The sequence below is a fragment of the Pontibacter indicus genome (assembly GCF_900156345.1).
Classification (GTDB): Bacteria; Bacteroidota; Bacteroidia; order Cytophagales; family Hymenobacteraceae; genus Pontibacter; species Pontibacter indicus.
In genome coordinates this window covers 261,951-282,844 of sequence record NZ_FTPP01000002.1, presented here as the reverse complement: position 1 = coordinate 282,844, position 20,894 = coordinate 261,951, and the positions used below count along the sequence as shown (strand labels likewise).

At 51.6% G+C, this 20,894-nt stretch carries 19 protein-coding genes; 4 read left to right on the top strand and 15 right to left on the bottom strand.

Annotation, left to right across the window (positions count from 1 at the left end; genetic code table 11):
* Window positions 1-16 precede the first annotated feature (16 nt).
* Both gldJ and B0B12_RS09825 read right to left on the bottom strand, forming a co-directional pair.
* Window positions 17-1,252 carry a gliding motility lipoprotein GldJ gene (gene gldJ / locus B0B12_RS09830; protein WP_076668380.1) on the bottom strand — a complete coding sequence of 412 codons (1,236 nt, stop codon included), beginning with the start codon at window positions 1,250-1,252 and terminating at the stop codon, window positions 17-19.
* 63 nt (window positions 1,253-1,315) lie between these two features.
* Window positions 1,316-2,329, bottom strand: coding sequence for a PorP/SprF family type IX secretion system membrane protein (locus tag B0B12_RS09825; RefSeq protein WP_076668378.1), 1,014 nt, complete (start codon window positions 2,327-2,329; stop codon window positions 1,316-1,318).
* 106 nt (window positions 2,330-2,435) lie between these two features.
* On the opposite strand from B0B12_RS09825, the gene B0B12_RS09820 reads away from it, so the two are divergent.
* Window positions 2,436-5,462: an AsmA family protein gene (locus B0B12_RS09820; RefSeq protein ID WP_076668375.1), complete on the top strand. Its 3,027-nt coding sequence runs from the start codon at window positions 2,436-2,438 to the stop codon at window positions 5,460-5,462.
* A gap of 154 nt (window positions 5,463-5,616) precedes the next feature.
* Window positions 5,617-6,411 (top strand): DUF4382 domain-containing protein, encoded by a 795-nt coding sequence (locus B0B12_RS09815; protein ID WP_076668372.1) that lies wholly within the window; start codon window positions 5,617-5,619, stop codon window positions 6,409-6,411.
* A gap of 129 nt (window positions 6,412-6,540) precedes the next feature.
* Here the strand turns inward: B0B12_RS09815 and B0B12_RS09810 are convergent, their stop codons facing one another.
* From B0B12_RS09810 to B0B12_RS09750, 13 genes are all read right to left on the bottom strand, one after another.
* Window positions 6,541-7,017, bottom strand: a complete 477-nt coding sequence (locus B0B12_RS09810) for a DinB family protein (protein ID WP_076670199.1) — start codon at window positions 7,015-7,017, stop codon at window positions 6,541-6,543.
* Window positions 7,018-7,023: 6 nt separating this feature from the next.
* A complete protein-coding gene (locus B0B12_RS09805; RefSeq protein WP_076668369.1) occupies window positions 7,024-7,416 on the bottom strand; it encodes a DUF6970 domain-containing protein in 393 nt (130 codons plus the stop codon).
* A gap of 96 nt (window positions 7,417-7,512) precedes the next feature.
* Complete coding sequence (locus B0B12_RS09800; RefSeq protein ID WP_244554669.1) at window positions 7,513-8,052, bottom strand: diacylglycerol kinase family protein; 540 nt, start codon at window positions 8,050-8,052, stop codon at window positions 7,513-7,515.
* Window positions 8,012-8,299 carry a peptide-methionine (R)-S-oxide reductase gene (locus tag B0B12_RS09795; protein WP_076668364.1) on the bottom strand — a complete coding sequence of 96 codons (288 nt, stop codon included), beginning with the start codon at window positions 8,297-8,299 and terminating at the stop codon, window positions 8,012-8,014. Before B0B12_RS09795 ends, B0B12_RS09800 begins: the two co-directional genes overlap by 41 nt.
* Window positions 8,300-8,322: 23 nt before the next feature.
* Window positions 8,323-8,718, bottom strand: a complete 396-nt coding sequence (locus tag B0B12_RS09790; RefSeq protein WP_076668362.1) for a methionine-R-sulfoxide reductase — start codon at window positions 8,716-8,718, stop codon at window positions 8,323-8,325.
* Window positions 8,719-8,813: 95 nt separating this feature from the next.
* Window positions 8,814-9,590 (bottom strand): SDR family NAD(P)-dependent oxidoreductase, encoded by a 777-nt coding sequence (locus tag B0B12_RS09785; protein WP_076668360.1) that lies wholly within the window; start codon window positions 9,588-9,590, stop codon window positions 8,814-8,816.
* A 147-nt stretch (window positions 9,591-9,737) separates the two neighbouring features.
* Window positions 9,738-10,109 carry a hypothetical protein gene (locus tag B0B12_RS09780; protein WP_076668358.1) on the bottom strand — a complete coding sequence of 124 codons (372 nt, stop codon included), beginning with the start codon at window positions 10,107-10,109 and terminating at the stop codon, window positions 9,738-9,740.
* Between the two features lie 21 nt (window positions 10,110-10,130).
* Window positions 10,131-10,496: a hypothetical protein gene (locus B0B12_RS20305; RefSeq protein WP_076668356.1), complete on the bottom strand. Its 366-nt coding sequence runs from the start codon at window positions 10,494-10,496 to the stop codon at window positions 10,131-10,133.
* Window positions 10,497-10,544: 48 nt separating this feature from the next.
* Window positions 10,545-11,045, bottom strand: coding sequence for a GbsR/MarR family transcriptional regulator (locus B0B12_RS09770; protein ID WP_076668354.1), 501 nt, complete (start codon window positions 11,043-11,045; stop codon window positions 10,545-10,547).
* A gap of 150 nt (window positions 11,046-11,195) precedes the next feature.
* A complete protein-coding gene (locus B0B12_RS09765) occupies window positions 11,196-12,218 on the bottom strand; it encodes a hypothetical protein (RefSeq protein ID WP_076668352.1) in 1,023 nt (340 codons plus the stop codon).
* Between the two features lie 452 nt (window positions 12,219-12,670).
* Window positions 12,671-13,609, bottom strand: coding sequence for a TerC family protein (locus tag B0B12_RS09760; RefSeq protein WP_076668350.1), 939 nt, complete (start codon window positions 13,607-13,609; stop codon window positions 12,671-12,673).
* A gap of 281 nt (window positions 13,610-13,890) precedes the next feature.
* On the bottom strand, window positions 13,891-15,288 hold the full coding sequence (fumC, locus tag B0B12_RS09755) for a class II fumarate hydratase (RefSeq protein ID WP_076668348.1): 1,398 nt from the start codon (window positions 15,286-15,288) through the stop codon (window positions 13,891-13,893).
* 111 nt (window positions 15,289-15,399) lie between these two features.
* Entirely contained in the window at window positions 15,400-16,116 is a 717-nt protein-coding gene (locus B0B12_RS09750) for a hypothetical protein (protein WP_076668346.1), read from the bottom strand.
* 267 nt (window positions 16,117-16,383) lie between these two features.
* Here B0B12_RS09750 and B0B12_RS09745 point away from each other — a divergent pair, with 267 nt between their 5' ends.
* Both B0B12_RS09745 and radA read left to right on the top strand, forming a co-directional pair.
* Window positions 16,384-19,323, top strand: a complete 2,940-nt coding sequence (locus tag B0B12_RS09745; protein ID WP_076670196.1) for a CHASE domain-containing protein — start codon at window positions 16,384-16,386, stop codon at window positions 19,321-19,323.
* A gap of 68 nt (window positions 19,324-19,391) precedes the next feature.
* Entirely contained in the window at window positions 19,392-20,777 is a 1,386-nt protein-coding gene (gene radA, locus B0B12_RS09740; protein WP_076668344.1) for a DNA repair protein RadA, read from the top strand.
* The last annotated feature ends 117 nt before the right edge of the window (window positions 20,778-20,894 follow it).

Below are 20,894 nucleotides of genomic sequence, written 5' to 3'. Positions count from 1 at the left end.
TATTAACTGTTAGTTCTTATCTGTTAGATCCGGCGTTGATCATCGCGCAACGGAAACCGATTGTTGCTGTAGATGAATCCTGCGCCATGAATCTTCTGGTACCTGGAGACAGCCAGTAGGCTACGTCTTTCCATGAACCACCTTTGTAAACACGTACTTCGTTGCTGATCAGGGAGTGGAAGCCTTCCGCTGTGTCGTAGTTTTCAGCTTCGTCCTGGTAACCGTCTCTGCGGAACGGGTTCAGGTCTTCTACGTCCTGAAACGAAAGCGGACGGTATACGTCTTGTACCCACTCGTTCACGTTACCAGCCATGTTGTACAGGCCGAAGTCGTTTGGCGGATAAGCGTAGATGTAGTCCGTGATCATGGCACCGTCGTTCAGTGAGCCAGCCACACCGGCATAGTCACCGCGGCCACGCTTGAAGTTAGCCAGGAACTGACCCATTTTCTTGCCGTGCGGGTTACGCAGCTGATGACCATCCCAAGGGTAAAGTCTTCTGTTGTTCTGGTTTTCGTCTTCGTTGTACTGTGTACCGATCAAAGCCTGGGCAGCATACTCCCACTCAGCCTCTGTTGGGAGACGGTAGTTCGGCAACACATAGCCAGACTCGATAGAAAGAGCTGTTGCCTCTGTTGTTTCCTCTGTACGGTTTCTGCCGAAAAGACCTCTTCTCTTTGTAGAACCGCCACCTGCTTCTTTCGCCAGGTTTTCGTTCACCTTGGCTGTACGCCAGGTGCAGTAGTCATTGGCCTGTAGCCAGCTAACACCTACTACCGGGAAGAAACGGAAACCAGGGTAACGCAGGTAGTACGTTACGTAAGGGTCGTTGAAAGAAAGTTGACGTGACCAAACAGTCGTGTCCGGAAGGGCGGCTACGTATACCTCAGGTATAGAGTCGCGCTTGAGGTAGTGCAGGTACTCCAGCCAGTGGATGTTTGCCACCTCGGTCTCGTCCATGTAAAAAGAAGCTACCGTCACCGTGCGCTCAATGTTGTCGCGGGTCATGGCGATGTCCTCCTCCATAGAGCCCAGTGTGGTACGGCCGCCTTCAATAAATACAAGACCCGGCGCCTGCGGGAAATCCTCGTAGTCGTTTACCTGAAACGCGGTTTCGTCCTCGTTGTATTCTATACCCGTGGCCGAGCTGTAATCCCCTGGATCAGTGCTGGTTGGATAGCCGCCACCTTTGCCACATGATGCGAGAAGCGCGCCTCCCACAACAACAGCCGATACATACTTAATAAGCTTCATAGATTAGGACCTACTTAAGATAAGGTTCTTTTAATGTAATTTAACGTGCAATTATAATTAAATTCAGAATGCCGGACAAACAATGTTATGGTTTATTTTGGACAATCGTCGGGCTGTGAACAAATTATTTAAGTTAAGTTGTTCAAAAACGAGCGAAATTTCATTTGCCCCTCCCGCCTGCCTGCCAAATCCCTTCACTCCCACGTCGTGGCTGAAGCCGATGCGCAGCCTATTGAGACTCACACCCGCGATTATACCCAGGCTTTGATCCTGGTCGGTACCCGTTGCAGGTACTCCTTTATATATTACTCCTAACGCCAAAGGCGAATAGATAGTATACAGGGCTACATCAAGACGGCTATAATTTTCCTGATGCGTGAAATTGAGCGCCGGACTGATGCTGAATTCGGCATTGCTGCGCCTCAGACCAGTGTCAAGGTAAAACTTATACCCGGCGTTGGCCACAAAGCGCAGGGGCAGCCGGGTGGTTTCGTCGAAGCCGTAGTTTGGCTGGTTGAGGTGTGCTACGTTGAGGCCCGCCCAGAAATTGTTATTGTACAAAACGCTGCCGACGGCAAAGCTTACATAATTAGTCGGGTCGAACTGGTTGGCTTCGGCCGAAGTCAGTGCGGTTTGGCCATAGTCGGACAGCTGGTCGCCAAATACCAGGTTGTCGTAATTGACACGAAGCGAGGCAATAGTGGTTTGGAGGCCGGCAGCCAATGCCAGGTTGTCCGTCAGACGGGTATGATAGGCGTAGGCCAGGGCCGCCTGCAGTTTTTGTAATCCGCCAATACCCGCGCGGTCTTGCTGCAGTACCATCCCAATTGCACTTTTGGTTCCTTCAAAACGATAGTCGGCAGAGACTTGGTTGGTAATGAACGAGCCGTTAAGCGAGGGCCACTGGTTGCGGTGGGCAACGGACACGCTCCAGTCGCGACCCAGTCCGCTTAAAGCAGGGTTTAGGTATAGCCTATTGGCGTACTGTTGCGTAAAATGCGCATCCTGCCCTGTTGCCTGCAGGCCGCAAAGGGAAATCATCAGGCAAAAAAATAATTTTGTGAGGCCTACACGCATACTTTCAGAACTCCTGAACGGTTATTACTGCAGCGCTTGTATAATTTCTGCATGGTTTTCGCTATAAAATTATATAGCTTAGCTTTTACTAAACGCAACCACCTATATGAAAAAAGTAGTTATCGGTTTTTTTGTCTTTTTAGCAGTGCTGCTGGCACTGGCGGCTTTAGTGCCCCTACTCTTCAAAGATAAAATTAAACAGGCCCTGGACAAAGAGATCGCCAAGAATATCGACGCCACCGTGGTGTATGCCACAGATGATGTGAGCCTCTCGCTCTTCCGGGATTTCCCGAACATGTCACTAGGAGTGGAGAATCTGCTGGTTGTCGGCCAGGATTCTTTCGCAACCGACACGCTGGCAAAGGTGCCCTCCTTCCGCATGGGTTTGGACCTGATGAGCGTTATCACGGGCAACCGGGTTAAGATCAACAACATCAAACTTGACAACCCGACCATCCGCCTGCTTGTGCTCAAGAGTGGCAAAGCCAACTGGGACATCTTTCTCTCTGATACCACCACAACCGCTGCAGCCGATACGGCAGCCAGCGACTTCCGGATGGCGATCAAGCGATGGGATATCACCAACGGCACCTTATTCTATGACGACCTGAGCATTCCTTTCGGGCTGGCGGCCTACAATGTGCAGCATACCGGTAGCGGCGACTTTGAGAAGAGCGTGTTTGACATGAAATCGCAGACCACCGCCGACCGCTTTGTGATGACCTACGACGGGGCGAACTACATCGAGAATGCGGTGCTGGACGCCGACGTGACCCTGGCCATGGACTTGGATAAGTCGCTCTATACCTTTAAAGACAACAACATCCGCATCAACGAGCTGCCGGTGCAGTTTGCCGGTACCATCCTGATGCCCGAAGACGACATTGATCTCGACCTGACCTTTAAGGCCGCGGATACAGACTTCCGCAGCGTGCTGTCGGTAGTACCCGGTATGTTCAAAGAAGATTTTAAGAACATCCAGACCGAGGGCCAGCTTAGTTTCGACGGCTATGTAAAGGGTCGCTTCAACGATACCCTGATGCCGGGCTTCGGCACGGAGCTGAAAGTGGCCGAGGGCTTTTTCAAGTACCCTGACCTGCCACAGGCTGCCCGCAACATCAACGTCGACATGCGCATCGACAACCCGGACGGCGACCTGGAGAACACCGTGGTGGATGTGCGCAAGTTCCACATGGACATGGGCAAGAATCCGATCGATGCCCGCGTGCTCGTGAAAGGTATAGAAGTGATGCAGGTAGACGGTAACGTGAAAGCCAGCATCGACCTGGATGAAGTAACCAAGGTGTTTCCCGTGGAAGGGATGACGCTGCGCGGTTTGCTGAAAGTAGACGCCGACGCCAAGGGTATCTACAGCGAGAAGAGCATGCCGGTGATCGATGCCGATATGCGCCTGACCAATGGCTATGTGAAATCAAAAGATTTTCCCGCTCCTATCCAGAACCTGAATGCCGTGGTGAACATTCTGAACAAAACAGGCAACACCGACGACACCCGCATTAACATAGAGCGCTTCAACATGACCCTGGACGGCGAGCCGCTGGAGGGACGCATGCTGGTGCAAGGTATAGAGAGCCCGGCTTTCGACGGGCAGATAAAAGGTATACTCGACCTGGAAAAGCTGACCAAGATTTTCCCGCAAGAAGGTATGACCGTGACCGGCCGCATCAATGCCAATGTGGCGGCGAAAGGTAAGATGTCGGATATAGAAGCCGAGAAGTATAACAACGTGACGGCAAACGGTACCATGGGTATCAAAAATCTGAACTTTGTGAGCACCGACCTACCGCAAGGTATAAAGATCAGCAGTGCCGACGCCGTGTTCAACAACGAGCGCATCCAACTCAACAACATGAACGGTCACCTGGGCCAAAGCGACTTCAGAGCCAGCGGTACAGTGTCGAACTATATCGGCTATGCCATGGCCGAGAACCAGTCGTTGCGCGGTAACTTCAACCTGAGCTCCAACACTTTTAATGTGAACGAGTGGATGGTGGACGAAAATACTGGTCAGGTAACGGATGCCACGACCGAGGCCGAGGGTGTCGTAGAAGTTCCGGACAACCTGGACATCACCCTGAATGTAGACGCCAAGCAGGTGCTTTACGACAACCTGAAGCTTAACAACGTGGGCGGCCGTGTGCTGGTGAAAAATAAAATAGCCAAACTGGAGGCTGTGAAGTTCAACACGCTGGGCGGTGCCTTTGTGGCCAGCGGCAGTTACAACACGCAGAGTCTGAAGCAGCCGCTCTTCGACATGAAACTGGATGTGCAGAACCTGAGCTTTAAAGAGGCCTTCAATGCGTTCAATACCATCAAAGCGATTGCGCCTATCGCCGGGCTGCTCGAAGGTACGTTCTCTACCAAGTTCAACTTCAACGGCGAAATTGGCCAGGACATGACCCCGATTTTCAAAACGCTGGACGGCTCAGGTATCATCGATGTGGTGAAAGCCGCTGTGCGCGATGTGAAAATTGTGGACCAGATCAGCCGACTGACGCATTTTGAGGAGCTGCAGAACTTCGTGATTCAGAACAAACGCATCGACGCCCAGATCATTGACGGCAGCCTGGTTATTCGTCCGTTCGATTTGAAAGTGGGCGATGTGCAGATGACCGTGGGCGGCTCCAACAACGTGAACGGCAACATCGACTATGTAACTGCGCTTAATGTGCCAGCCGGCAAGATAGGCCGTGAACTGAACACCCGACTGGGCAGCCTGATTGGCAACGAGGCCCTGAAGACGTCGGACCGCATTACGCTTAACCTAAATATTGGCGGCACCGTGTCTGAGCCTCGCGTGGCCTTGGCGGGTGGCAGTGCCAAGGGGCAGGCCAAAGACCTGGTGGAAAGCGTGGTGAAGAGTAAAGTGGATGATGCGAAAATGCAGCTGGAGCAGAAGAAGCAGCAGGTACAGGACAGCGTGCGCAACGAGTTGGAAAGACGTAAGGTAGAAGCAGAGAATAAGGCACGTCAGGAACTGGAGAAGAAGCGATTGGAAGCCGAGCAGCAGATCAAAAAGCAGGCAACCGATAAGATCACCGACTTCCTGAAACCTAGAACCAAGCCGGCCACACCACCTGCCAAACCTGATACCACCAAAGTGCAGCAATAGCACCGCTTGTTCAGGTATAGAATATAGGTCGCTAAGTGAAGTTCAGCGGCCTATATTTTTTTATAGCTATATACTTTTGTGCAACTTAATGCCGTTTATCCGTATAATGGTTGCTGTTTAGCACCGAAGTGGTTTTAAACTTTATACAATTTCTATGAGAACTAAATTTTTGATTCCTTTTCTGATGAGCGGCCTGGTATGGTTCAGCTCTTGTGACAGCGAGTCTGACAGCAATGGCACAGCCCGTATGGAAGTGCGCTTAACAGACGCGCCTGGTGACTATGAAGAGGTAAACATAGATATCCGCTCTGTGCAGATCCACAAAGAGGATACAGATAGCGAAAGCGGCTGGCAAACGCTTGACGTGGTCCACCCAAAGGTATACAACCTGCTTAATTTTGCCAATGGAGTAGATACACTGATTGCTTCCGCCAACTTGCCGGCAGGGAAAATTTCTCAGATCAGGCTGGTGCTGGGCGAGAACAACTCGCTTAAATTAAAGGATGGGCGCACAGTCGACCTGAAGACGCCAAGTGGCCAGACCTCCGGGCTAAAATTGAAAATAAACGCCGACCTGCGCGAAGATGTGACCTACGTGGTGTTGCTGGACTTTGACGCAGCCAAGTCGGTAGTGGCCAGAGGAAACGGCCAGTATAACCTGAAGCCGGTTATCCGCACGATCACGCAAGCCATAGCGGGCGGTATAAAAGGTAGAGTAACGCCAATCGAAGCCAAGCCAGGCATCTATGTGATCTCCGCAGAGAACGATACGATTGGTGGCTTTGCCAATGACAATGGCGAGTTCCTGATCAAAGGTGTGAAGGCCGGTACTTATTCGGTGAAATTCTACACCGCGGGAGCTGTAAACGACACGACCCTGACAAACATCAGCGTATCGCAGGATCAGATCAAAGACCTGGGTACCGTTAAGTTGCCAACAAAAGAATAGGTTTTAGAGACAAGCTAAACTTAGCTTATCCTATCTCTAAAGCAAAAAAAGGGGGCCCTTCATCGTGAAGGGCTCCCTTTTTCATTTAAAGTCTAATTTTCTTTCGTCTAAAAGTCCTTTGTCTATAAATTAGTATACCTGCCCCATCAGTTCGCGCACGTAGGTCACGTAGTCGGTGTTAGGTGGGGTATGGCCGTTCTTGCGCAGGTCTGTGGCTACCTGGGCGCGGTGGTAAGTAGCGTGATTAAAAGCGTGCGTCAGGATGTCGAGTACGCGGGTGCTATACTTGTGTCCCTGGCTGTTGGTGTAGTCGATCAGGCGGTTGAACTCCTCCTCGTCAGAGTTGGCAACCAGTTCAGCTATTTTGTAAGAGGCATATTGATGCAGCTTGTGCAGTTCCTCCAGGGTGTGCTCCTGCCATACCTTCACGGGGCTTTCGGTGCTGGTGATGCGGGCTATCCAGATAGCCTGTGCGTTGAGTGCGTGGCTGAACAGGCGTGCCGCGTTAGAAGGCACCTCAGGCAGCGCATCGAATACGTTCAGCATGGTCTGGTTCGCCCAGATGTTGTATTCCGAAAGGTTCTTTAATACGTCGTTTCCAGTCATCTTCAATTATAATTCTCTTTTATCTTCCCAAATCAGGGTCTCGTTTGTCCTTGCATCAAAAAAGTCCGCGCAGCGACCGTCACCTTGCCCCGTTATGCCGCCGTCGGGCTCGCAGAGGAGGTTGCCGTCGGTGTCGTATACCTTGGAGGGGATGTCGCAGCAGCGGCTGGTCAGGTAGTATACCTCCTGCCCTTTGTAGGTATAGCGGTATACCTTGGCCGGCGGATTGCTTACATCCTCCTGCTCCAGCTCCCGGATAAGCTCGCTCAACCAGCCAGTCGGGGCAGGCTTTTGCTGCTCCACTTGGGAAGTGGCGGGGCGGTCTGCTGTCTGGCAGCCAACAGAAGCCGTCATCAGCAGGAGTGTGAGCACCCAGAAAGAAGGTTTGCGTGAAGCCATAGGGGTCCGTTTTTCAACCGAAGCGCAAAGGTACGACATTTAAGGCTAAACACCGGTTATGGAATGACATTATACCTGCAAGTGCCTCCGTTGCAATTACAATTCAGTGTTTACGTACCCGACCCAATAAGGTATGAAGATGAAAAGGCCGACAACCGCTGCGGTAATGGCGGCCATCAACACGGCACCAGCCGCCAGGTCTTTGGTCTTGCCGGCCAGGGGGTTATGTTCCGGCGATACCAGGTTGGTGAGCGTTTCGATAGAGGTATTGAAGATCTCGGCCACCCACACCATACCGATGCAGAGGATCAGCAAACACCACTCCATTCGGGTGACATCGAAGCCATATGCCATGCCCAGCACGACGATGCTGGACAGCACATGCAGCCGCATGTTGGGCTCGAACCGGAACACGGCCGAAAGACCATTGAAAGCAAACCGGAAACTGTTTAAGCGGCTTTTGATGTAGGAAGGGCGGCTCATGCTGGCATCTGTCAGGAGGGTGGATACTCGGTTTTTGCTGTGGTTTACTGTGCAGGCAGGTATAAAGTTAAGGTATAGCGCTGTAGACTTAATCTGTAAAACGGATGGCAGTCTAGCTGATGCAGTAGCGAACTTGCGTAGGGGTGCGTGCATCCTCGAAAAGGTGCCCCAGGTGCTGGCCGCATTTGCCACACAGCAGCTGCGTGCGCTCCCGCCCATAAGTGCCAAGCGGCCTGTGGAAAACATGATCCTCCATCTGCTCCCTGAAGCTGGGAAAGCCAGATCCGACCTCAAATTTCCTGCTGGCCTCAAACAGCGCGTAGCCGCAACAGGCACAGGTATAGGTACCGGTTGCATCCTGCCGGTCATTGGCCGATACCTGCTGCCTGTGCCTGAACATTTGCCTGCGGCTATACCTGCGGTTTACTTCTCCAGGTCTTCGACCGGTACAAATTTCATGGAGAGGGAATTGACGCAGTGGCGCACGTTCTTTGGCGTGAGGTACTCTCCTTCGAATACGTGGCCCAAGTGGCCGCCGCAGTTGGCGCAAACGATCTCGGTGCGGTGTCCGTCCGGGTCTGGCACACGCTTTACGGCGCCCGTTATCTCATCGTCAAAGCTTGGCCAGCCGCAGTTCGACTCAAATTTGTACTCGGAGGTATAGAGCGGCGCATTGCAACGTCGGCACAGGTATACGCCTTCGCCTTTAAATTTATTATACTCACCAGTGCCCGGGTATTCCGTGCCTTTCCGCACAATAATGCGCTCTTCGTCCGGAGTCAGTTGGTTGTATTCTGAGGGGTCTTTTGCAATTTTCATAAGCTTCACTATAATCTGGTTGTGTATACGAAGGTATACAAATAACGCACCACAAGGACAATTTCTGACAGGATGACCGGGGGATCAGGTATAGGCTAGGCCCCCTGCCCCATGTACTGCGACAAGCCTCCGTCCATAAAGTAACTCGATCCGGTCACGTAGTCTGCGTCTGACGAGGCCAGGAAAAGGGCTACCTTGGCGATCTCCTCAGGCTTACCGGCCCGCTTCATGGGGATGTTCTCTTCGCTCTCTTCGCGTTTTTCTTTGTCGTCTATCGCCTCCTGGTTCATCGGCGTCAGGATCATACCAGGGCAAACGTTGTTTACGTTGATACCGTCCTCAGCCAGTTCCAGCGCCAGAGTGCGGGTCAGGTTGCGCACGCCGGCTTTGGAAGCACAGTAGTCTGCCGTGCCCGCCGACACGATTTCCTCATGCACCGACGATATATTGACGATCTTTCCCTTGCCGCCTTTTTGTTTGCGGTGCCGGATAAAAGCGCGGGAGCAAAAGAAGGTACCGTACAGATTGGTCTTGATTGTTCTGTCGAAAACTTCGGTGTCCATGTCGGCTACGTTAATGCCAGAGCCGTTTACTGCTGCGTTATTCACCAATATATCGATGGAACCAAACTCCTGCAGGGCCTGCTTGAATAGCTTTTTCACCGCCTGTTCGTCGCTGATATCCACCTGCAGTACCAGCCCTTTACGGCCTAGCTTTTCCACTTCACGTAAGGTTTCTTCAGCGCCTTCTTTGTCGGTGTGGTAGGTCACCACAACGTCTGCCCCTTCTTTGGCGAATTCTATTGCAGTGGCCTGGCCGATGCCGGAGTCGGAGCCGGTGATGAGAGCTACTTTGTTTTTTAGTTTTTCCATAGGTATGTGTTTAGGGGTTTAAGATATGCTTCTATACCCATAACTTTACATACACATACTACCTGCTGTAGCTGATTGTTTGAGAAGAGGAAAAACTATTTCACGTAATAGTACGATTGGCACTTTACCCTGTCCGGATCGGTTACCTTAGGCAGCTTTAGCCTCTACCTTTTCTTTGGCCTTGCGTTTGCCCCTGAAAAACAAAAATAGGTTCAGGAACAGCATCACACCTAGGTATATAGAAAACCCACCGAGTTTATGGCTTAGGGTCTCTATCAAACCCTGAGGTGTAAGTACCTGGCCCATCTTCAGAATGAGCAGGGCAGCCCCAATGTTCATTAAATAAAATCCGATTTCGAACAGCCTGTTAGTGGCAAGCGCAATCTCCTGCTTACCGTTAAAGATGTCGAGCATGAATATTTGGCTGTTCTTGAACAGCGTTCGGGCTACCAGTACAGTCATTAATAGTGCGATAGGCAGGTAAATGAAGTAACCTTTTACGACCAGTGCATTTTCCATGGCTTTGTTCTTTTTTAATGTTTAAGTATGTTGTTGGATATGATTTCTTTGGCTTATGAGATAGAGTGCGCCTAAGTTGAAGAAATGTATACAGCCCAGCGACACTAGTAGTATACCTAACCTGCTACTCAGCACTTCGATTAGTTGGCGGGTTGTTTCTATAGGCACTTGCTGCACCATCAGTATCACTACATAGCCGATATTAAGCAAGTAATATCCTGTGAGCAGAATTTTGTTGATGGCCGCGACCAGTTCAGGGTTTTGACTGAAGATTTGATGAAGGTATAGCTCACCGTTTATATAAAGCTTCTGCCCTACCCAGTAAGTTACAAATACCCCGACAGGCAGGTAAATAGCGTAGCTGAGTAAGTTCAGATTAGCAACCATATTGATTCAGTAATTTCAATAATTATTGAAACATATAAATAAAAAAAATTAGCGCGTCAGCTTCCCTAATATCTTAAAGAACCAATTAGCGTTAGATTGAATAAAAGTGTTAAGCACGGAGTCGGCTTGTTTTGCAAACCCTTTAAGGTCGGCGGTTACCTTTCTAAACTCTTTTGCCTCTTCGTTACCGCCCTGCACAGTCGATACCTCTTCCAAAAGTTTGATAATCGGGTCAAGCTCTCTCTTTTTGCGCTCCTTGGCAACTTGTGTGGCTAACACCATAGGGTCTTTGTCCGTCACAAAGTATTCTTTGCGCTCGCCTGGTTTCAGCACCTTTTTAGCCAAACCCCAGTCGAGTAGGGCGCGGAGGTTCATATTGGCATTGCCTCTGGAAATTTTCAGCTCCTCCATTATGTTTTCTGTGGTGAGCGGTTCTGTAGCAATCATCAAAAGTGCGTGTATTTGAGCCATAGTGCGGTTAACGCCCCAGCTAGAGCCCAAGCTTCCCCAAGCTTCTATGTACCGTTCTTTTGCCTCGCTGTACTGCATGGAACAATATTAATTGATATTTCATAACTTTCAAATATTATTGAAAATTATAATAATTTATTTTACTTGAGTTGGTCATAAAGGTTGCTGCGATAGCATAAAAAAAGCAGCCCCTTCCAGAGCTGCTTTCCTATTTCTATACTTCCAAATTTACTCTTCTAACCTAAGCGGATAATCAGAGCAGCGGGCTTCTACTACCCTGAAACTGCCATACTGCTTCTTCAGCGAAGCATTAGGGTCTGCATTGACAGGTATAAGTTGCTGCTCGCCGCGCTGGGTTTTGATCTCGAGGGTTTCGCCTAATGCGGTGGCTGCTGAGGCAGCGACCTTAAATGCGGTGCCGGGCTTCATACCTTTGGCCTCAAAAAGCACGTTGCCGCTATTTCCTTCCTGCATTGATTTTACGGTGACGTTGGCTGGCTGCTGACCGGTATATTCCAGCCACAAGGTATGGACCTCCTGGTAGCGGGCGTCATCGTAGCGGCCCTGTCCTTCCACGCAAAGCTGCAGACGGGCAATAGCGCCAGAGCCCACTTTGCTGCGTTCGTCCCCAAAAGTCACGATGGCCTTTGCTACATTAGGCACGTTGTTAAAAGACACGATCACGGTGGAATTTTTCTCTCCGGTCGGAATTTCTTTCTGCTCCAGCAGCTGGCCGTTGCGGCTGTACAGTTCCACTTTAGAGCCTTTGTCTTCGGCAGCTATGTCAGTGAAAACCATGGTCTTCATCGTAACCGAACTTACCGGCGAAAAGTCAAGCACCAGGCGGCCGCCTTCGCGATTCGCTTTCTGGCCTGACCCATCCCCTACGGTGAGCAGGCCGCTTATCGCCAGCATATTGGCATCCATCCAGTTCACCAAGTCGGTAGCCGGGTCGCGCGCATCCAGCAGCAGAGCCGGGGTTTCGGGCAGGTACTTGCCATTCTGCGCTCTTTTCTGCGCCTTCACAATCATCACGGCGCCGTCTTCCTCAATTAAGTCAGTTGTGCGCGGCAACGTGCCTTCACCAAACGTCTGCACTAGGTTACAGGTCGTTGGGTCGTAGCCGATCAGGTTATCGCTCTGCGTTGCCGCCATAGGCTCAACGGAGTCCGTGTCGGTGTTACGCTCACAGGAAAAAAGGAAAAGGGAAGCAGCAGCAAGGGCGAGAATTTTTGTACTAAATGTTTTCATAGGGAAAATAACAGGGTGAAAAATAAGATGATGAAGCCTATATATTGATTAAGAAATTCTAATATATAAATTGTATTATATTTAATTCATAATAGTCGTGCAGTAAGCTAATGCACAGCCATTGAGAGTCGCTTTAGCTAGTCGAATATAGGTTATTGTGTGTTGAAACGGGATATATAGTCTGATTGAAGCTTCTGGGTAGGGATACGTGACTTGTTATGGAAGTGTTTGAGAAATTGGATTAAAAACAACGATTTTATTCGAAATGATGTTTTAGAAAGCGCTAAGCAGGCTTTGGGAGGAGAATTTTTGAGGAAGGATAAAATTGCACTTTATAGCACAATAAAAAAGCAACTCCGGAAAGAGCTGCTTTTTTTATCATCTAAGTCAGAAGTATAGGACCCAAATCAGCAGGCTGTTTTAACAGCTCCAGCTATGGGCAGGTTTATGTATTACATCCCTTGCCCGTTTATTCGGTTGTCTCTTCTCGTCTTTACAAAGGACAGGACGATACTAAAGATCAGGACAATGGCGATTACCAATAGGGAGATAAAAGTAGGGATCTTGAAAACATCAATCAGCAACATTTTAGAGCCTACGAATACGAGTATAATGGCGAGGCCGTAGGACAGGTAAACAAAGCGGTCTACCACGTGGGCGAGGGCAAAATAGAGCGAGCGCAGACCCAGGATAGCAAACACGTTGGAGGTATAGACGATGAACTGGTCCTGCGTGATGGCCAGAATCGCCGGAATGCTGTCAACTGCAAAGATCAGGTCAGTGGTTTCGATCAGGATCAGCACCAGGAACAGTGGCGTTGCAAACCGCTTGCCGTCGACTTTCACGAAGAACTTGTCGCCATGCAATTGGTTTGTAACCGGCATCACTCTCCTGGCGAACTTGATAACGGGGTTATTCTCCGGATCGATCTGGGTACCCTTCTCCGTAAACATTTTGTAGCCAGTATAGATCAGGAAGGCGCCGAAGATGTAAATGGTCCAGTGGAACTTCTCAATCAGGGCAACGCCGGCAAAAATAAAGATCACACGCATGACGAGTGCCCCCAGGATACCCCAGAACAGAATCTTGTGCTGGTAGATAGCAGGAATACCGAAGTAGCCGAATACGAGCACAAACACAAATATATTGTCAACGCTCAGCGATTTCTCGATCAGGTAACCGGTCAGGAACTCTATCGCTTTGGCCTCCCCAAACCAATAATAGATAAGGCCGTTGAACATCAGGGCCAAACTGATCCATACGCCCGACCAGGTCAGCGCTTCTTTCACCGAAACGACGTGCGCCTTCCGGTTAAAAACCCCCAGGTCGAGGGCGAGCATCAGGAGTACGAATACGTTGAACCCAATCCAAAATGAAGCAGATACTTCCATAAGAGTCTTTATTGATTTAGTTAAGCTACAAGGCTTACAAGGTATTTGTAATGAACAAAACCTGTTTTGTGCGCAAATTTAATCAGATCGTGTTCTAAGCACACGATGTTTTTAACTACAGGCACCAAAATAAGATAGAAAACACGAAAGTTAGCCTAAACAGCAGTAGCTACAGCAGAATAGTTGCATAAAGTATAAGGTGTTTCCTTGTGAAAATAAAAAGCAGCTCCTTTCGGAGCTGCTTTTCTTATCTGTACAGGTCAAATTTCTGTTTCAAGGACCTATTTTTTCAAGCTGCCGATCATATCTTCCGGGCGCACCCACTCATCGAACTGCTCGTTGGTCAGGTGACCGAGCTCGATGGCTGCCTGGCGAAGCGTAGTGCCCTCCTTGTGCGCTTTCTTCGCGATGGCGGCGGCGTTGTCGTACCCGATGTGTGGGTTCAGGGCCGTTACCAGCATCAGGGAGTTCTCCAGGTTGTGCTTGATGCGCTCTCTGTTCGGCTCTATACCTACGGCACAGTGCTTGTCGAAAGAGTCGCAAGCGTCGCCGATCAGCTGAGCGCTCATCAGCAGGTTGAAGATCATCACCGGCTTGAACACGTTCAGCTCGAAGTGGCCGTTCATGCCGCCCACCGAGATGGCCACATCGTTGCCAATCACCTGAGCGCACACCATCGTCATGGCCTCGGCCTGCGTTGGGTTCACTTTGCCCGGCATGATCGAAGAGCCCGGCTCGTTTTCAGGTATAAGGATCTCGGCTATACCTGAGCGCGGACCAGAGGCCAGCAAACGAATGTCGTTGGCAATCTTCATCAAAGAAACAGCCAGCTGCTTCAGGGCACCAGAAGTCTCTACCATCGCGTCGTGCGCGGCCAGGGCCTCGAACTTGTTAGGAGCCGTACGGAAATCGTGACCCGCATACTTGGAGATTTTATCTGCTACCAGTTCCGCATAACCAGCCGGTGTGTTCAGACCTGTACCTACGGCCGAGCCGCCCAGTGCCAGATCTTTGAGGTGGTCCAGTGTGTTCTCCAGCGCCTTCATGCCATACTCCAGCTGCTTCACGTAGCCAGAAAGCTCCTGGCCCAGTGTGAGCGGCGTGGCGTCCATCAGGTGCGTGCGGCCGATTTTCACCACATCCATAAACTCCTCTGACTTCGCTTTCAGCGTGTCGTGCAGTTTCTTTACCATCGGCAGCGTGTGCTCTACCACTTTCTTGTAAGCGGCAATGTGCATGGCGGTCGGGAAGGTATCGTTCGAAGACTGCGATTTGTTCACGTCGTCGTTCGGGTGAATCTTCTTTTTCTCATCCATCAGGTCGCCGCCCAGCAGTACGTGCGCGCGGTTGGCCACCACTTCGTTCACGTTCATGTTCGACTGCGTGCCTGAGCCTGTCTGCCATACCACCAGCGGGAACTGGTCGTTCAGCTTGCCTGCCAGTATCTCGTCGCATACCTGCGAAATGATGTCGGCTTTGTCCTGCGCCAGTACACCCAGCTCAGCATTGGCCTGCGCCGCTGACTTTTTCAGGATAGCGAAGGCCTCAATTACCTCCTGCGGCATCTGCTGACCGCCGATGGTGAAGTTTTCTTTTGAGCGCTGTGTCTGCGCGCCCCAGTATTTGTCGGCAGGCACCTCAATCGGGCCCATCGTGTCTTTCTCTACGCGAACTTGCATATCGTTTATACTTAGGTTTAAAGGATCGTTTTAACTCTGGCAAAACTACGAAAAATATTCTTTCACGGCCGCTTTGCAGGCATAATCAGGGTATAGGCTATACCTGCCAACCTACCTTATCACGCGCTTGCCCGAGCGGTCGGACAAAAGAGCGATCAAGTCCAAAGGCACAGGCTTCAGATAAGCTGTGTTCAGGGTGGTCTGGTCCTCGAACGTGATCAGGTACTCGCCCTCCGCGCCCAGGTAGTGGATGCTTTCGATTGTGCTATGCGGGTAGGTGCGCTCCTGGTTGAGCAGGTTGGTCACCTGCACCTGGTTTTCGTCAACGTTCACGTGCCAGCGCATGGCAAACCAAAGTGCCACCAGCGAGAAGGCGATCATGATGCCAAACAGGATGCCGTAGGTACGCGTAGAGTGAAGACCCTCCTGCTGGTGGAGGTATTGTTTGTACAGGTCCATGTCCTGGCCTATGAATACTCGCTGCGAAAGTCGCAGTGGCAGCAGCGCCATGGTGAGGCCCAGCAGCAGGCCCGGCGCAAAGAAGGCCCTGAAGTTGGGCGTCAGTACAAACATTTGCTCTGAAGACAGGTGTATGATGCTCGAGAGCATGGCCAGCGCACCTGAGAAGAACATAGACAGCACCGAGGCAAAAAAGAAATAGGCAATGGTCAGTTGCCACTCTTTCTTTTGCATGTAGCGGGCTTCGTCGGCACTTATAGGAGCCTGATGGGTCGCGGGCGATAGCCGGCGCAGCGCATAACGGAGCACAGGCAACAGCACGGCCACGGCAATGAAACCCAACAGCAGGCTTTTCAGAATATCTATCATGGTAAAAGTGTTTGACGTAAAATTAGCACGCAAAGCCCAATATTGTGCAGATAATTCAGCATTATCCGTATTCATGAGGGTGGCTGGAGGTATAGAGGCTGGCCGGATTCGAGCTGTCACCGTATCCGTATTTTAAGCCCCTTCAATGTTGTGGCAGATACAATAAATTCGTTATTTTTGATGACCTAACCATTGAACTAAGTGCTACTGCCGGCCGTTGTTTTGCGCGAGGCCGGTGTTTTTTTGAATGGCCTGTTCATTTCATTTATGAAACTATCCAAACTGGTAGCGTTTGTCCGGGAGTATCTGATTGCGATCTCGTCTTTTCTGCTTATTTTTCTTTTAACGCTTTTCATTTATTCGGAGACAAAGAAGAAGGCGCTGGAGCGAAACGAGAAACTATTCGAGCTGAAGGCTTTGCAGGCTACCCAGGCACTGGAGTTGCGCATGCGCGACTATATCCAGATTCTGGTAGGGGCAAAGGGTCTTTACGTGTCTTCTGATACCGTTACCCGCGAAGACTGGGCAAAGTACTACAAGACACTCGGGTTAGAGGAAAACTATCCGGGCATACAGGGGATAGGCTATACCCATTTTGTGAAACCCAAAGAACTCGCTGCCCATAAAGCCCGCTTTCGCAAAGAGGGCTTCCAGGATTATACCATCCGCCCGGAAACGCCCCGTTCTATCTATACCTCTATCATTTACCTGGAGCCCCTCGATGAGCGCAACCGGCGTGCCATTGGGTACGACATGTTCAGTGACTCAACCAGGCGCTCGGCTATGCAGATTGCCCGCGACACGCGCCGACCAGCACTGACGGGTAAGGTGAGGCTGGTGCAGGAAACAGGCGTGGACGAGCAGGCAGGCTTCCTGATCTACCTGCCCATTTACGAAGCCAATGCCCAGCCGGAGTCCATTAAAGAGCGCCAACGCCTGATCAAGGGGTTCGTCTACAGCCCCTTCCGGGTGAAGGACCTGATGATGGCCACCTGGGGGAGCACCTACGACGACCTGGACATAGAGGTATACGACGGCACCGATCTGAAAAAAGAAGATGTGTTGTACAGCTCAGACAGCGTGCTGCATTACCATGCCGCCAAAAAACCCGAGCTGAGCATGCTGAGCACGCTGAGCATCGGCAACCATACCTGGCGCGTGTACTTTTCTGCCAAGCCCTCGTTTGTGCGCTCCGCCGATACCGAATTGCCTTACTTTATTCTGCTGGGCGGTACCATCATCAGCTTGCTGATGTTCTTCATCATCTGGTCGCTCATCAACACGCGCCGCTCCAACAGCCTCAAACAGACGATTACCGACAACGCCACGGCAGCCCTGTTCATCATCGACGCGAACGGCATCTGTACCTTTATGAACCCGGCCGCTGAGGAAATGACCGGCTATGATTTCTCGGAGATGCAGAACAAGTCGCTGCACAAGATGGTGCACCATACCAGGCCGGACGGCACGCCATACCCGACAGCCGAGTGCCCGCTGCGCAATGCGCTGCATCATGGGGTAAAAACAAAAGAGGTTTACGAGGAAGTGTTCGTGCGTAAAGACGGCAGTTTCTTCGACGTTTCCTGTGCCGTTCACCTGATCAAAGACGGCAGCCGCGAGGCTTATGCCATCATCGAAGTGCGGGACATTACGGAAGAGAAGCGAGCCCAGCAAGCCATTATCGAGAGTGAGGCCCGCTTCCGTACCATGGCCGACAATGCTCCGGTGATCATCACCATCCTCGACGTGTGGAAGCAGAGTGTGTACGTCAACCGCCAGTGGCTCGACTTCAGTGGACAAAATTTCGAAGACAGCATCAACTTCGGCTGGCAGCAGATCATCCATCCGCAGGACATGCCGGGCTTTGAAGAGCAGTACAACCAGGCGCTGGCCTCAGAAAGCGAATTCAGTGTAGAAGTGCGCATGCGACGCCATGACGGGCAGTACCGCTGGATGGTCGTTACCTGCACGCCACGCGTTGGCGCCGACGGGGATTTCCTGGGGCACATCAGTTCGGCAATCGATATAACAGATATAAAAGAGGCCGACCGCAAGGTGAAGCAAAACGCCGAGCTGCTGCAGAAGCTGTTCCTGGAGGTGCCGGCCCTAGTAGGGCTTGTGCGCGCCTCGGACCAGCAGTACCTGCTGGCCAACCCGCTTTACCGCAAGCTGTTTGGAAACCGTCCGCTGGTAGGCAAAACGCTGCGCGAGGCACACCCCGAGCAGGAGTTTCAGGGTGTATTCGAAGAGATAAAGAAGGTGTTTGCAACCGGAGTGCCCTACGTAGGCCAGGAAGTGCCCTTAATGGTCGACCGCCACAACAACGGCACTCTAACGCAGAGCTACTTCAACATCGTGATACAGCCGCTTATGGATGCGAAGGGCAAACCGGAAGCGGTGCTCATCTTTGCGGTGGAGGTAACCGAGCTGGTAAGTGCCCGCACCAAGCTAGTGTCTACCAACGAGGAGCTCAGCCTGAAAAACATGGAACTGCTGCGCACCAACAACGACTTGGACAACTTCGTGTACACGGCCTCGCACGACCTGAAGTCGCCGATTGCCAACATGGAGGGCTTGTCGAACCTGCTGCGCGACATATTGGAGGGCAAGCTGGAGGGCGAAGACAAGCAACTGCTCGATATGCTGGCCGATGCGATCGACAAGCTGAAACGAACCATTGCCGACTTGGCTGAGATCACCAAGGTGCAGAAAGGGCTACACGCCAAAGCAGAGCCGCTGTTATTTGAGCAGGTGCTGCAGGACGTGATGCTGGACATCGACAGCCTCGCAAAAGAATCGAACGCACATGTGCAGGCGGATTTCCAGGTGAAGGAACTGTTGTACGCCCGCAAGAACCTTCGCAGCATCATTTACAACCTGGTGTCGAACGCACTCAAATACCGCAAGCCGGACCTGCAGCCGGAGGTGCACATTAGCACCTACCTGGAGGGCGACTATGTGGTGCTGCGCGTGCAGGACAACGGACTCGGTATCAAAAAAGGGCAGGAACAAAAGCTCTTCAACATGTTTAAGCGTCTGCACAACCACGTAGAAGGCACAGGTATAGGCCTCTACATTGTGAAGCGGATTATTGAAAACAACGGCGGCCACATAGAGCTGGAAAGCGAATTGGGGCAGGGCACGACCTTCCGGGTGTACTTTAAGCAGACGCCGGTAGAGGAAGCCGTAAATCAGGAGCAGGTATAGCCCTCCTTTATTAAACAATTTAAGAAACGTCAGCTTTTGTTGAAAAGGCTGCCTAGATATTAAGCTGAATGGCTAAGATCAAAACCTCATATTTCTGCCAGAACTGCGGCGCCCAATCGGCCAAGTGGATTGGCAAATGCCCTGCTTGCGGCGAGTGGAACACCTACGTGGAAGAAGTGGTGCAGCGGGAAGAACTCACCCCGACCAGCGTGTGGAAAGTGGGCAACACGAGCAGCTCGGCGCAGGTGGCCAACAAACCCAAGCCCATTGCCGACATCAACTACCAGGAGCAGCAGCGCATCCAGACCGTGGACCAGGAACTGAACCGGGTGCTGGGGGGCGGCATCGTGCCGGGCTCTATGGTGCTTATTGGCGGCGAGCCAGGTATAGGCAAGTCCACGCTGATGCTGCAGATTGCCCTGAGCCTGACCGGGCTGCGGGTGTTGTATGTGAGCGGCGAGGAAAGCGAGCACCAGATCAAGATGCGGGCCGAGCGCCTTAATGCCCAAACCTCCGACTGCTTCATCCTCACTGAAACCGGCACCCAGAACATCTTTAAGCAAATAGAGCAGCTGCGCCCCCAGGTTCTCATCATCGACTCTATCCAAACGCTCCATTCTTCTTTCATAGAGGCTGGCGCGGGCAGCGTGAGCCAGGTGCGCGAGTGCACAGCGGAGCTACTCAAGTTTGCCAAAGAGAGCGGCACACCCGTTTTCCTGATCGGACACATCACCAAAGAAGGCAATTTGGCCGGGCCCAAGATACTGGAGCATATGGTGGACACAGTACTGACCTTCGAAGGCGACCGCCATATGACGTACCGTATCCTGCGCACTTCCAAGAACCGCTTTGGCTCCACCTCGGAACTGGGCATCTACGAGATGCTGGGAACCGGTCTGCGCGAAGTGAGCAACCCCTCCGAGATTCTGATCTCGCAGCGCGAGGATGCTTTCAGCGGCATTGCCATCGGCGCGACGCTGGAGGGCAACCGCCCGCTGCTGATCGAAGTGCAAAGCCTCGTGACGCCGGCCACTTACGGCACACCGCAGCGCACAAGCACGGGTTTCGACGGTAAGCGCCTGAACATGCTGCTGGCCGTGCTCGAAAAGCGGGGCGGGTATAGACTCGGTGCGCAGGATGTGTTCCTGAACATTGCCGGCGGCCTGAAGGTCGAAGACCCGGCACTCGACTTGGCTGTGTGTGCCTCCATCCTCTCCTCTTTCGAGGACATCGCTATACCTAGCACGTCGTGTTTCGCGGCGGAGGTTGGCCTTGGCGGTGAGGTGCGGGCTGTGAACCGCATCGAGAACCGCATCACTGAAGCAGAGAAACTGGGCTTCCGGGACATCTACATTTCGAAATACAACAAGAAAGGCGTGGACCTGAGCAAATTTTCGATCAACGTGCATGCTTTTGGACGATTAGAAGAGGTGTTTGCTTCGCTGTTCGGGTAAAATTGTCCTTTAAACAGGAAGTCTTTCTATCTTTCATATAATTTTGAGGGCGGCGTTGGGAATTGGAATTATAATCTATATCATTAATGTTGAGTGCGTTAGCCAGGTTTTCGCTGC